Annotated in this window: 16 protein-coding genes; 14 read left to right on the plus strand and 2 right to left on the minus strand. The window is 33.6% G+C overall.

Annotation, left to right across the window (positions count from 1 at the left end; translation table 11 throughout):
- Positions 1 to 141: 141 nt before the first annotated feature.
- The 10 genes from ACFQ1K_RS04420 to ACFQ1K_RS04465 all read left to right on the plus strand — a co-directional run bounded on the left by ACFQ1K_RS04420 (position 142) and on the right by ACFQ1K_RS04465 (position 8555).
- On the plus strand, positions 142 to 522 hold the full coding sequence (locus tag ACFQ1K_RS04420) for an FEKKY domain-containing protein (RefSeq protein WP_386133886.1): 381 nt from the start codon (positions 142 to 144) through the stop codon (positions 520 to 522).
- A 160-nt stretch (positions 523 to 682) separates the two neighbouring features.
- Complete coding sequence (locus tag ACFQ1K_RS04425; RefSeq protein ID WP_320556536.1) at positions 683 to 1783, plus strand: hypothetical protein; 1101 nt, start codon at positions 683 to 685, stop codon at positions 1781 to 1783.
- 153 nt (positions 1784 to 1936) lie between these two features.
- Entirely contained in the window at positions 1937 to 2809 is an 873-nt protein-coding gene (locus ACFQ1K_RS04430) for a patatin-like phospholipase family protein (RefSeq protein WP_320556535.1), read from the plus strand.
- Positions 2810 to 3011: 202 nt separating this feature from the next.
- Positions 3012 to 3632 (plus strand): hypothetical protein, encoded by a 621-nt coding sequence (locus ACFQ1K_RS04435; protein ID WP_320556534.1) that lies wholly within the window; start codon positions 3012 to 3014, stop codon positions 3630 to 3632.
- Positions 3633 to 3839: 207 nt separating this feature from the next.
- Positions 3840 to 4148 (plus strand): EthD family reductase, encoded by a 309-nt coding sequence (locus tag ACFQ1K_RS04440; protein WP_320556533.1) that lies wholly within the window; start codon positions 3840 to 3842, stop codon positions 4146 to 4148.
- A gap of 152 nt (positions 4149 to 4300) precedes the next feature.
- The gene (locus tag ACFQ1K_RS04445; RefSeq protein ID WP_320556532.1) at positions 4301 to 5035 is read left to right on the plus strand and encodes a DUF6090 family protein; all 735 of its coding nucleotides are present in this window, start codon (positions 4301 to 4303) and stop codon (positions 5033 to 5035) included.
- A 185-nt stretch (positions 5036 to 5220) separates the two neighbouring features.
- Positions 5221 to 6189, plus strand: a complete 969-nt coding sequence (locus ACFQ1K_RS04450; RefSeq protein ID WP_320556531.1) for a hypothetical protein — start codon at positions 5221 to 5223, stop codon at positions 6187 to 6189.
- Positions 6190 to 6287: 98 nt separating this feature from the next.
- Positions 6288 to 7043, plus strand: coding sequence for a DUF6090 family protein (locus tag ACFQ1K_RS04455; protein WP_320556530.1), 756 nt, complete (start codon positions 6288 to 6290; stop codon positions 7041 to 7043).
- Positions 7044 to 7098: 55 nt separating this feature from the next.
- Entirely contained in the window at positions 7099 to 7803 is a 705-nt protein-coding gene (locus ACFQ1K_RS04460; RefSeq protein ID WP_320556529.1) for a hypothetical protein, read from the plus strand.
- A 53-nt stretch (positions 7804 to 7856) separates the two neighbouring features.
- Positions 7857 to 8555 carry a CPBP family intramembrane glutamic endopeptidase gene (locus ACFQ1K_RS04465; RefSeq protein WP_320556528.1) on the plus strand — a complete coding sequence of 233 codons (699 nt, stop codon included), beginning with the start codon at positions 7857 to 7859 and terminating at the stop codon, positions 8553 to 8555.
- Positions 8556 to 8561: 6 nt separating this feature from the next.
- Here the strand turns inward: ACFQ1K_RS04465 and ACFQ1K_RS04470 are convergent, their stop codons facing one another.
- Positions 8562 to 9185, minus strand: a complete 624-nt coding sequence (locus ACFQ1K_RS04470; protein ID WP_320556527.1) for a trimeric intracellular cation channel family protein — start codon at positions 9183 to 9185, stop codon at positions 8562 to 8564.
- Positions 9185 to 9940: an RDD family protein gene (locus tag ACFQ1K_RS04475; RefSeq protein WP_320556526.1), complete on the minus strand. Its 756-nt coding sequence runs from the start codon at positions 9938 to 9940 to the stop codon at positions 9185 to 9187. Before ACFQ1K_RS04475 ends, ACFQ1K_RS04470 begins: the two co-directional genes overlap by 1 nt.
- Positions 9941 to 9963: 23 nt before the next feature.
- Between ACFQ1K_RS04475 and ACFQ1K_RS04480 the strand changes: the two genes are divergently transcribed.
- Genes ACFQ1K_RS04480 through ACFQ1K_RS04495 form a run of 4 tightly spaced genes read left to right on the plus strand, consistent with a single transcriptional unit; the run spans position 9964 to position 13807 of the window.
- A complete protein-coding gene (locus ACFQ1K_RS04480) occupies positions 9964 to 10941 on the plus strand; it encodes a stage II sporulation protein M (RefSeq protein WP_320556525.1) in 978 nt (325 codons plus the stop codon).
- Positions 10928 to 11866 carry a hypothetical protein gene (locus ACFQ1K_RS04485; protein WP_320556524.1) on the plus strand — a complete coding sequence of 313 codons (939 nt, stop codon included), beginning with the start codon at positions 10928 to 10930 and terminating at the stop codon, positions 11864 to 11866. Before ACFQ1K_RS04480 ends, ACFQ1K_RS04485 begins: the two co-directional genes overlap by 14 nt.
- Positions 11859 to 12614: a DUF4129 domain-containing protein gene (locus ACFQ1K_RS04490; protein WP_320556523.1), complete on the plus strand. Its 756-nt coding sequence runs from the start codon at positions 11859 to 11861 to the stop codon at positions 12612 to 12614. The genes ACFQ1K_RS04485 and ACFQ1K_RS04490 overlap by 8 nt, the downstream gene beginning before the upstream one ends.
- Entirely contained in the window at positions 12611 to 13807 is a 1197-nt protein-coding gene (locus ACFQ1K_RS04495) for a DUF4350 domain-containing protein (protein ID WP_320556522.1), read from the plus strand. The genes ACFQ1K_RS04490 and ACFQ1K_RS04495 overlap by 4 nt, the downstream gene beginning before the upstream one ends.
- The last annotated feature ends 30 nt before the right edge of the window (positions 13808 to 13837 follow it).

Consider the following 13837-nt stretch of genomic DNA (forward strand, 5'->3'; position numbering starts at 1 on the left):
AATGCAATTAATCTGTACAATGAAATAAGATTACATTTATCTTTAGATTTTAAAACACCTGATATGGTATATAAATTAACAGCGTAAATCAATTTTTAACCTGTAGCCATATTTCAGGACGAGACAGCAAAAAATAGAAAATTGAATAGTTTAATATCAAAAATATTAATCGGATTATTCGTCTTCACCTTTAATTTAAAACAACAGAAAGTTACCCTTCCTGAAGGTCAAGAAATTTCGAAAGAATCGGCAATAAATGATATTCACTACAATACAAAAATGTACTGGTTAGAATATGGAGAAATGAGCGATCACAAGTGTAAAGACCAAATAAGAAAAAAATATGGTTTGCAAATTTACCAAGTCGCTGGTTGTTATGTCAGTGAAGAATTGATGGCACAAATCGAAGATTACAATAATGTCATTGATGAATACATGAAAGAAGTGTATGACCAAAATTGGAAACAGAAAATACTCGGACCAGATATTGACTGTTCGAAGATTCTATTAGAAGGCGAATGATTTGGCCAGTGCCTAACACCGTGTATAGCTCATTGCGGCTGAATTCCCAATTGGAAATTCCTACGTGTTTGCTAACTTTGGTTTACTGCGGAATAGTTCTGCCGAACCATTCCGCAACGAAACCATAGCCAAAGAGGTTAGACACCATAAGATTAAAAAAATGAGAATAACAATCATTATAATTATTCTGACAATTCTAATAGGTTGTAAAAACCGTAATGAGACCAATATTAAGTCTGAAAATTCTGCCATCACTGAATTAACGAAATGCAACTGCAATAATGAAGCAATTACTAAATATCACATTCTAACTAATAAAGCTGAAATTGCAATTTGTGATGGTGATTTCGAAAAAGCATCAAAAAATTATTCTTTGGCTTTTAAAGAAATTAAAAAACCTTTTGGTGCTGATGTTTATAATGCTGCACTTTCAAACCACCTCTCTGATAATTTTGATGAAAGAAATTTAAATCTTCAGCTACTTATAAATAATTCTGATGATTTGAGTGTCCTAAAGTCAATTTTTGTCAACACATATATAAATGAAAACCTCTGGAATTCTTTTATAGAGAAAAGAACGACTGACTATGACTCAAGATTAAGAAATGAATTCAAATCAATGTGGGAAAGAGATCAATTGTTCAGACCAATGTATGATACTCATGATGACACTATTCAAGCTAATCGAATAATCAATATGAACAGGATACTTTCAATAACTGATTCTATTGGCTTCCCTTCTCAGATTGAGCTCGGTTTTAAGAAATCCTTAAGGGGGCAAAATCACGATGTGGTTTTAGTTCATACATCTCAAAGAAGAAGCAGCAACAAAAACATAATTGATCTTGAACCAATTCTTTGCAAGGCAGTGAATGAGGGACGATTTGATCCTGAACAGGCAATCTCTTACCTGCATTTCCAAAATGATAAAGATAAAGGAAATTTTGAGGTGTACTCAACTTGGCAATATAGACATCACTTGTTGCCAGATTCTCTAAATAACAAAATATGGCTTCCAAATTTGAATAAGGAAAAATATGAGAGTGCCAACAGAATAAGAAAAAAATGGAATGCTGATCAATTAGATGACATAGCAATAAAATCTGATTTTAATTCAAAAAGCAACATACCGTTCATATTTACATCAGTTATGACATTCATTGAAAATTTACCAGCAGATCTTACTCTGGAAGAGGCTTTGGAACAATATAAAATGACTACTTCAGATAAAAGACCATTTGAAAAGTCAAAAATGCGGTGACTAACAAGGTGTATAAGCAATAGCGGTTTAAGCTTAATCTAAATCGCTTTTTCGTTAAAAAAAGTATATTGTAATCTCAAAGGCAGTTGTGTAAAACCCGCAACTACTCATAGGCGAAACTGTTAGAAATGATACGAAAATAGAAACTAATAAATGAAAAAGATATCTTTAGTTTTATCCGGAGGAGGGGCAAGAGGCATTGCCCATGTAGGAGTTTTGGAAGCATTAGAACAACAAGGTTATGAAATTCACTCAATAACTGGAACTTCTATGGGAGCCGTGGTTGGTGGAATTTATGCTGCCGGAAAAATTAAAGAGTTTAAACAATGGATTCTGGAACTTAACAAAATAGATGTATTTAAATTAGTGGATTTCACTCTTTTTAATAGTGGCTTTATAAAAGGAGACAAAGTGTTTGCAGAATTGTCAACCTTTATTGGGGATAAACAGATTCAGAATTTACCGATTAAGTTTTCTGCAACCGCAACCGATTTAGTTACCAGAAAAGAAGTGCTTTTCACAGAAGGAAGTCTTTATGATGCAATGCGGGCTTCGATAGCAATTCCAAATGTTTTAACACCTGTAGAAAAGGAAGGCTCTATCCTTGTTGACGGAGGTGTAGTAAATAATATCCCTCTCAATCATGCCCAACGAATTGACGATGATATTTTGATTGCCGTTAATGTAAATGCCAACACTCCTGTTCCTGCAAAGAAGGAAAATGAGCATAAAGAGAAGCAATCTTATTATCAAAGTCTTTTAGAAAAATTCAATACCAGTTTACATCAATTAATTTCAAATGACAAGAAAAAAAAGTTAGGGTATTTTGATATTATGAATGATTCATTTGAAATAATGAGAGATCAATTGGTAAAATTGTCTCTAGAGAATAATCCACCTGATGTTTTAATAGAGACACCTCGTCATATCTGTAATATCTATGACTTTTATAAAGCAGATGAATTAATTGAAATAGGATATAAAGAAACATTAAAAAGTTTAAAGGATTATAATAATAAATCATAAAACGACCTGTTAATCGTTCAATAATTATGATTGAAAAATGAAGTGGCTATAAATGTGCCCAACCAAGGCTATCATTCATTGCGGCTGAAATTCCTAATCGGAATTTAGAGCCTTGTTGCTAAGTTTATGGTTATAGCGGAATGATACTTGCCTACCATGCCATAACAAAACAGTTGGAGCTCATTATTGAACAAATAGAAATATGATATACCTAAAAGGACTATTAAAATTTCTGCCTACCATTGGCATATTACTTTTCATAGGTATTTACATTTATGCCTCTAAACTATATCCCGGAGGTTCACAAGCCGACCTTAATGCAGTTGGATTTGATTGGTCCAACAATTATTGGTGTAACCTAATGCTTGAGAATGGGTTGAATGGAGTTAAAAACAAAGCACAGCCCATTGCAATTACAGGAATAATTATTCTTTGTAGCAGTATGATTATTTTTTTCTTTCAATTTGCAAACCACTTTGAAAAACATAGAATGTGGAAAATGATCATAAAAATTTCGGGAACTTTGGCAATTTCATCCGCTCCCTTCATATTTTCTGAATATCATGATATCATGACCTCCGTTTTGAGTATATCCGGCACAGTGGTAATAATCGGAATGATTAGAGCGCTGTACAATAACCAGTTACCTTTTATGATGGTAATGGGGATATGTTGTATTCTGATAATTGGGTTGAACAACTTTTTTTATTACAATGAAAATCTAATTCAATATGGCCCTATAGTACAAAAAGGAGCTTTCATTTTAATACTCTCTTGGACAATTGGTCTTAATCTTATTAGTAACAGAAAAAATGTGCCATAACAAGGTGTATAATTCACACCCACTTCTCTACTCCAATTTTAATTACTACATTTAAACAACTGTTTGCTACGCCTGAAAATCCTCGCGGATTTTCGATCAATGAAACCACCGCCCAACCGTTGTGCTTCATTAAAACCAACCAATAAGAAGATATAGAGGGCTGACCAAAAACAGAACAGCGTAAGTATAAATTTAAACTTAAAAACTATGAAACTAATAGTACTTTATCCACAACCAAAAGACGTAGAAAAATTTGAATCAGACTATTCTGCCCATATTCAATTACTTCACGAGAAAACAGGAATACCATCTAATGAAAAACCTTACACGGTAACCAAATTTTTGCAAGGACCAGAAGGTAAGCCCCCTTTTTATCAAATGTTTACAATGCCTTTTGATTCACTAGAAGCATTAAATGGAGCAATGGCGTCATTAGGAATGCAAGAAGTTGCGGCAGATGCAACTAGAATTTCAACAGGAGGTGCTCCAACAATCTTGATTGGCAAATTAAGTTAAAATACAGAGTACAATTATCATTATTATGACTACCCATTACTAATGAAAAAATTCTTAAGATTATCGAAACACAATTTTATAAAGCAAAATCAGAGGTCTTATAGAGCTTTAGTTGAGAAAGTCGTTGGCAGAAATAATAAAAAGCAACATGTATGATTAAGTTCTTCAGAAACATCAGGCATCGACTACTTTCAGAAGGTAAAACTGGAAAGTATTTAAAATATGCCATTGGGGAAATTGTACTTGTAGTTATTGGGATTTTGATTGCCTTGCAGATTAACAATTGGAATGAAAATAGAAAACAAAACATGCGATCGCGAGAATATCATCAAAGAATTTATGAAGATTTAGATCGGTTGACTAAGCAAGGGGATAATTTAAAGTCAAATGCTGATAGGGTTTTAACGTCAATCACAAAAGCAGTAGCCCTATTAGAATCAAAAAAAGAATTAACCAGGGAGGACAAAAAAACGATGGATTATGCCATGATATGGTTTTCACGCACAACCTATCAATTACCAGCATTGTCAACCTATGAGGAGATGAAAAGTAATGGAGATTTAAATTTAATCTATGATGTAAAGTTAAGGAATCAAATAACCGACTTTTACAATTATTTAAAACAGGTAGAAAAGGTTTATGATAAAATAAGTATGGCGATTGAAGACGATTATAAAGTGTTTAGCAGATACATCCGTACTTATGTAAACCCAGAGGCGTTATCAATAACCCATGATTATGACTTTAACAAAATGTCTGAAGATGAAGAGTTTATAAATACATTCTCAAGGCTCGCTACACATTGGAGAGGGTATGCCTATTTTTTGAAAATAGTAAAGCAACGGGGAGATAAAATACAGACAGAGTTTGCCAATCAAACTAATTAATACCTAAAATAAAAATTTAGGAACGTATATTAGACTGTATTACTCATTTCTAAATTTCATAATTACAATTGATTACAATTTACTATCTTTAAATTACGATTTAAATTCCCCAAGACTTTTCCCCAATTCGTCATTTTATAAAAACCGTTTTTAAAGTAGCAACTGCTAACCAAATAATTAATGATATGAGAATCTTAAAAAATGATGTTTTAGAAGCCCCTTCTTTCAAATTTATAATCCTTTTAATTCTTTGCGTAGTACACGTTCAGTCTTGTAAAAATGACAAAAAGAAAAACTTAGACGAAACGCCTGAAATAGAAAAAGAGAACGTCATAGAAATTATAACCGAGAATATGGATTTTCAAATGATAGATACCATAGCCTCAGGTTGGAACACCTTTCGTTACAAAAATCAATCACCTCAAACACACTTTTTCTTGATTGACAAATATCCTGAAGGCAAAACTTCAAAAGATGCTGAAAAGCTTGTTGCACCAGTCTTTGATAGCGCCATGAAATTAATAATGGATGGTAAAACCGAAGAAGGTTTTGCTGAGTTTTCAAAACTACCAGAATGGTTCGGAGAAGTCGTTTTTGTGGGAGGTTCTGGTCTATTATCACCAGGTCAGGTCGGAGAAACCACTCTAAATCTAAAACCCGGAAAATATATCGTTGAATGTTATGTAAAAATGAGTAACGGAATGTTTCATACCTCCATGGGCATGACTAAAGATCTGGTAGTAACCGAAAACGACTCAGGAAATAAACCATTAGAAGCGGACATAACAATTGAGATTTCCAGTACTGATGGTATTGTTTTTAATGACTCCATAAGTTCAGGAAAACACACTTTTTCAGTCTACTATAAAGATCAAATTGTACATGAAAATTTTGTTGGTCACGATATCAACCTTGTTAAACTCGAAGATAACGCCAATCTTGAAGAACTTGAAAATTGGATGAACTGGGCAGACCCAAAAGGCTTAATAGAACCAGCTCCAAAGGCCATTACTTTTATGGGCGGCGTAAATGATATGCCAACAGGTAGCACTGGATATTTTACGGCAACTTTTAACCCAGGTCGATATGTCTTAATATCTGAAGTTCCAGATGCTTCGCAAAAAAACATGCTGAAAACTTTTGAAGTTAGATAAGAGGCTAAGATTAAAGTCTAATCACTAGGCTCAGCCATAAGCCTACGGCCTGATATTAATAACGGCTTTGAAAATAAGAGTTGATAAATCATGAGGATATGATAAAATTCTTTCGGAAAATTCGTCAAAATTTGCTTTCGGAGGGTAAAACCGGCAAATATCTGAGATATGCTGTTGGAGAAATTATACTCGTGGTTATTGGGATTTTAATTGCCGTTCAAATTAATAACTGGAATACCAATAGAAAAAACAAAGAGAACATCAAAGTCTATTATGGCCAAATCTTGCAGGATTTAGAAAAAGATGAGTCCTTAATGATAATAGGAAATCGCATGATCGATTCGTTTTTTAAGCGGTTAACTTTATATCAGGAATCATTTAAAAAAAACGAAATATCCTTGTGGGCTGCAACCACCGAAATCGGAAAAGTATTCTCTGCTGAAGCCATTCGAGGATCTAATTTTGAAGCGCATACCAATACTATCAATACCCTATTGACTACTGGAGATATTAAAATGATTCCTGTTGATATACGAAATATGCTATTGGATTTTAAATACAAACAAGCGGGTTTAATTGATTATTTGAAGACACAAAGCCACCTAATATCTACTTCGAGCCTTGAGACCCAAAAATTATACGGTGGGCCAGATTTACCTACTAGGGTTGGTAAGCATCCTGAACTTATCAATTACTATAGCGACCAAAAAGTGGCGTTGCAAAGTTTATTGGAATTAGAATCGCTGTTGTATGAGCAAGCTCTACTCTTAAAAAATGCCAAAGAACGAAGTGAAGACCTAATTTTAGATATGCATTCCATAAAAGACATTCTAAATAGCAAATTAAATGAGTAACGAAAATGGATTGTCGAAGTTCATGGATCAACAACCAGCCTAATCAGTAATTATTATGGCACGAAAAACATACTATAAATATGCCCATATCTATTTAACTTTAGGGTTAGTCATTGTACTATTAGGCTTTAGCATGACCTATTTTACAAGGTTAAAAGCCTTCTCTTTACCCTATCACCTTCATGGTATTAGCGCAACCTTATGGATGGTTTTACTCATCTTTCAACCCTATTTATTTCAGAAAGGTAAGTTTAAAGCCCATCGCTATCTAGGTTGGTCCTCGCTATTGTTAATCCCTACAATCATTATTTGTGGCATAATAATGATGCGCTTGATGATACTAGGGCAAGCCAATTACCCTCCTAACTTGGTTTACAAATTGGCATTTATAGATGCATGTACCCTTTTTGGTTTTGCTGTTCTATATGTATTGGCAATATATTTTAGAAAGAAACTAAAGCTGCATTCCAAATTTATGGTCGCTACAATTTTTGGTCCTCTAATTCCAGCATTGACACGAATGTTTCTATTTACTTTCGAAGTCACTTCAGACTTTGTGCAGTCCCTAACCTATTCGTATGTAGCTATTGAACTTGTAATTTTGATTATGATATGGCGCGAACGTAATGAAAAGGAAACATATCTAACCTACGTTCCTTTTTTAATTTTTATTATAGTTCAGCATTCATTGATGTATTTTTCTGATGAATGGAACTGGTGGAAAGTATTAATGGATAGCTTTGCAGGATACAGCCAATAAATAATGATGAGTATAATCCTAACGTTAGAAGACAAACTAAATTAAATCGCATAATGATAGGAATTTTAGTCGCACTTGCCCTTTCTTGGTTACTTTTACACCTGATTGAAAGAAAGACTATTTTAGCCTTAGGATTTCTTCCTATTCACAAAAGACTAAAACAATTCTTAATCGGATTTTTAATTACTGGCATACTTTGCCTTCTTGTCCAATATTTAGAATCCTACCTCAAATCCTCAACTTGGATTTTGAACAAAAGTATTACAAGAGGTATTATCCTAAAATCCTTTTGGTGGGACTTAAAATCGGTACTGACAGAAGAACTGATATTTCGTGGGGCATTATTGTACATACTCATTCAAAAAATAGGCTCAAGAAAAAGTATCCTAATCTCTGCCGTCGCATTCGGAATTTATCACTGGTTCTCGTACGGAGTTTTAGGTAATGTCATGGCAATGATTTTAGTTTTTATCGGAACTGGATTGATGGGGTACGCCTGGGCATGGGCATTTTCAAAAACAAGATCAATAATGTTACCCTTTGGACTGCACTTAGGATGGAACTTTGTATATAATACCATATTTTCAAAAGGTCCCTTGGGTGACTTACTATTGGTTTCAAAAGGTGGTAATGCACTATCCGATTGGGTGGGATTATTCAATTTTATGACCGGATTAATAATAGTTCCTCTATTTGTTTTGCTTTTTGTAAAATACGCTGTAAGGGTTGAACATACTTCTAAAAAACTATAAATAAGCCTAATCCTCTTGTTCACCTTCAACTTTGTACAAACTGGGCAAACTGATTTTAAACCGAACAGCAATTAATCGAATAACAATCACCACAAGTCCTGCTATAATGAAGAGGTAATTTTGATCTTCAAGAAATTCCCTAAGCGCAAAATAAGTCAAACCTCCTACAATACAAGCCGTCGCATAGATTTCCTTTCTAAAGATGACCGGTATTTCATTACATAAAATATCTCTGGTGACACCACCAAAACAAGCCGTCATAGTGCCTAAGGCAATACAAATCAACGGGTGTAATCCTGCTACCAAACCGGTTTCTATCCCTACAACCGTATACAAACCAATTCCTATGGTATCAAATAAAAAGAGGGATTTCCTTAGGTGTTTTAACTTATTTCTAAAGACCACCGCAAATATAGTTGAGGCTATAATTACATATACAAAGGTCATATTTTGCATCCATGATACAGGCTCTACTCCAACCATGATATCACGTAATGTACCACCACCAACAGCAGTAACAAAAGCAATAATAAGCACACCGAAAGGGTCCATGCGCTTGTGCATGGCCACAAGTACACCAGAAATTGCAAAAGCAATTGTTCCTAATATATCTAGAGTTTGAAAAAACATTACATGTTTTGTGTATAGTAATTATAGTCTTTTAAAATGGTGTCTATAAATTCAATATCGTGCTGATTGTATTCTTTTAATTCTATGACTTCAATAATTTTCTTTCTCAATTTAATTAAGGTTTCATAATCTTTTGAAGCTTTTGCACGTGTGTAGGTGTCTTTTATAATCCGAGCATCATTATCAGACAATCGGATGACATTAGGGTATGTTGGTACGTAATGGTCGTCTAAATCCTCTAAAATAGTGTGGCTTATATTCACGTTATTTTTAAGGGTAATGACAGATGTACCTGCGGTCATATCACCCAAACGTTGACTTTTTTTGCTTGTTATTATAGTGATTAAGGCAACAACAGGGCCAAATACAGGACCTAATAAGTTGAGATCGATAATTCTAAAAAACCAGCGCACCAAATAGTCGTAAATAGAAGCTTGGTAACCATCAATTTTAACGACTTTAATCTTCATGATACGCTTACCAATGGTTTGGCCATCTAAAAAGGTTTCAAAGATTAAGCTGTAAAAAACTACAGGTAGATAAAACGATACAACTACGGCTATCTGAGACCAAAAATCCATGTCCTCTATGACCTCATTTATATTAAATAGTTTAAACACAATTTGATAGGTCACCACTACATAGGCTAGCTTAATTATAAGATCTATGATGTATGCTAAAATGCGCTCTCCCACACTTGCAGCAACAAAATTTATATTAACGTTTTGTGTGGTATTTATTTGTAACTCTACCATTAATTCTGTTAATTTGATTCTCAATGAGAGAAGTCGCATTTATCAAGCAAAATAAACAAAAATGGCTCAATTTTGAAAAGGCTATTTTTGGAAAACAACTCAAAAATCCTGACGAACTTGCTTCGCTCTACATTCAGCTTGTAAACGATTTATCTTATGCACAAACCTATTACCCCAAAAGTAAGACAATTCTATATTTAAATAATCTAACAGCAAGAGCATTTCAAAAAATTTATAAAACAAAGCGCGAAGACAACAATAGGTTTATACACTTTTGGAAAACTGAAGTTCCGCTCATCGTTTATGAATACCGCCGTTACATTTTTTATTCCTTCATCATTTCGTTTTGCTTTATAGCCATAGGAGTTTTGTCGGCTGCTAATGATGGCGCTTTTGTGCGCTTAATTTTGGGTAATGCCTATGTTAATGAAACATTGGAAAATATTGAGTCTGGTGACCCAGTTGCCATTTATAAAAGTGGAAGTAACTGGGGTAGTTTTATTGGTATTACTTTAAATAACCTCTATGTTGGAATTCAAGCGTTTCTCTATGGTGTATTTGCTGGATTGGGAACGGTATATGTTATGCTTCATAATTTTATTATGGTGGGCTCCTTTCAATATTTCTTTCATCAGCAAGGTGTACTATGGGAAAGTGTACGAGGGATTTGGATTCATGGCTCTATGGAAATATTTGCTATTGTTATAGAAGGAGCTGCAGGACTTATCTTGGGAGCCAGTATACTGTTTCCAAAAACCTTCTCAAGAATCACCTCCTTTAAGATAGGTGTAAAAAATGGTGTTAAGATTTTAATCAGTACTTTTCCATTCACTATTGCTGCAGGGTTTTTAGAAGGCTATGTCACACGCTACTCTAACACCATGCCTAATTGGCTGAGCGTTGGTATTATCTTAACCACTTTAAGTTTCATTTCATTTTACTATTTGGTGTATCCGTTTATGGTAAATAAAAAATTAAAGGAATTTCATGCAACTTTATAAGTCTAGAGGTTTTGGTGAGTTTTTTCAGGATACGTTTTTATTTTTAAAACAAAACGGAAAACATTTGTATAAAAACTTCTTTATCATCAATGGTGTTTTTATACTTATTCTATTGGTTCTAGGATATTTTTTTAGTGATTTTTATTCGGAACTTTTATTCGGCAACTTATCTAACGATGCCAGTGCGGTAGAATCTTATATTAATGAAAATGCTGCAGTTTTTATAATATTCTTGATAGCGTTTTTTACGGTAGGATTAATTTCAATTATTATAAGTTACTCCTATGTTCCCATATATCTAAAACTCTATGCCAAGCAGAATGGCAAAAATTTTAATGCCTCAGATATTATTAATGAATATAAGAGTAACATTAGTAAACTACTGATTTATCTCGTTTGTGCCATTCTAGTAGCAATTCCAGTACTTCTAATCGCTGGTGTGGTAAGCTTTGTATTGACCATAACCATAATAGGTTTATTGTTTATACCTTTAGTTATTGGTGCTGTAAGCTTATTCTACCAAGGTACCTTAATGGAATATATAGAACATAAAAAAAGTATTTGGGAGAGTTTTAGCTATAGCTGGGTTTTAATGAGTACTAAGTTTTGGTCTGCCATTGGTTGTGTTGGTTTGTTCTTTCTAATGGGTTATATATTTCAAAACATCGTGGTCTTAATTCCCTATTTTATTTTTATTGTAGATATGCTTACGGGACTCGAGGCAGGTACTGACCCAGATCCACAACAAATAAGTAAGTCGTTTTCAGTAATTATGGTTCTGATTTTTTTGCTATCCTATTTGATTGGAATATTCCTTAATCTCATTATACAAGTTAACCAAGGTGTTGTCTTTTACAGTTTAAAAGAAGACGTAGAACATATTAACACAAAAAGCGACATAGACCTCATAGGAACCCGTGAATAATTTAAAGTTAGTACATACGCTGTTTTTATTCTTAGGTATTTTTATGAGCACCTATGGTTTTAGTGCTTCAATGCCTTTAGACGCTATACCGCAAGACGAGGTTTATGCAGACACTGAGCCTATTGAAAAGCGACATTTCGACGATTTTAAAGACAAGTATTCTGGTGACGAGTTTATATACGAACGTACCATCAACAATTCGGGCTGGTGGACACGTTTTAAGCAATGGTTAACGGACGTTTTTAGAAGTTTATTTAGCATTAACTCTGACGCGAAGGCTGCAGATATTACAGACCTTGTTTTAAAAATATTCTATGTTGTTATTTTTATTTTGGTTGTTTTCTTTATTGTCAAGGCTGTTTTAAATAAAGAGGGCAAATGGGTCTTTGGTAAATCTTCAGAAAAAAGCATTATACCCGTTACCGATATTGAAAGTAATATTCATGAAGCCGATTTTAAATCGCTCATTGCTTCTGCCGAAAAGGATAACAATTACCGATTAGCAATAAGGTATTACTATTTGTGGCTCTTAAAACAGCTTTCGCAAAAAGGGGTCATTGAGTATGATGTGGAAAAAACCAACAGTGATTATTATTACGAGATCACCTCTAAAAACATAAAGGACGGGTTTTCCTATACGTCCTACCTCTACAATTATATATGGTATGGTGAGTTTGATATTGACCAGAATCAATTCAATAAAGCCAAAACTGCGTTTCACCTATTTTTTGAATCTGTAAAACCATGAATAGGACACTAAAAATATATTTAGGAGTTTTAGTATTACTGTTCATTGGTATCGTAATCATTGAGTTTACCACTCCTCCACCAGTCAATTGGCAGAAGACCTATAACGAAACCCATAAAATTCCCTTTGGAACTTATATCTTCCATGAAGAATTAGAAAAGCTCTTTCCTGAAAGTAAAGTGCAAAATATTAAGGTTACACCTTATGAGTATTTTGATGACTATTACAGTTGGGAAGACTCCACATATTTAACTACTGGCACCTATATCCTTATAGATGAGGCGCCAGACATTGATAATAGCTCTGCTCAGGAACTACTGGATTTTGCCTCATTTGGAAATGATATTTTTATTTCTGCCAATTATTTTCCTCAACGATTAAAAGATAGTTTGGACTTTACCTTGGACAATAACTTTAGTTTCTCTGGCAAGGCCAAATTATCCTATACAAACCCGAGTTTTAAAAATGACAGTATCACCATTGAAAAAGGACTTAGTAATATCTGTTTTTCAAAAATAGATACCCTTTATACCACAGTGCTTGGTTATCAAAAATTTGGAGACTCCTTGTACACCAACTTTATAAAAACGACTTGGGGAAGTGGTAATTTTTATATACACTTACAACCTGCAGTGTTTACCAATTATCAATTACTTAAAAAAGACAATAAAAAATATGCGGAGGCCGCTATGTCTTATTTAGGAGACGACACCATTTATTTTGATTCCAGAAATAAAACAAGATCTATTGAAAACAGGTCATCTTTGCGTTATATTTTAAGTCAACCAGCCTTACGTTGGGCATGGTACATGGTATTAGTTTCAATCCTAATTTTTATGATATTTAATGCCAAACGCAAACAACGGATCGTAAAGGTTATAAAGCCTTTAAAAAACACCACGGTAGATTTTACCAAAACCATTGGTAATCTATACTACGAAACTAAAGACCACAATAACCTTATAGATAAAAAAATTACATATTTTCTGGAGTACATAAGACGTGTGTATTATTTAGATACACAAATCTTAGATGATAAGTTTGTAAAGAACTTATCTTTAAAATCTGGAAAAGATCTAGAGGATATTAAAAAGCTCATAAATCAAATAGCCAATTTAAGGGCCAAATCAAATTGCACTGAAAATGATTTGTTGCAACTGAATAAGGCTATTGAAGAGTTTTATACTGAATAATAATTGGTATATGGTAGCAACACCAATACC

This window comes from Winogradskyella aquimaris (assembly GCF_042676105.1).
Taxonomy (GTDB): domain Bacteria; phylum Bacteroidota; class Bacteroidia; order Flavobacteriales; family Flavobacteriaceae; genus Winogradskyella; species Winogradskyella aquimaris.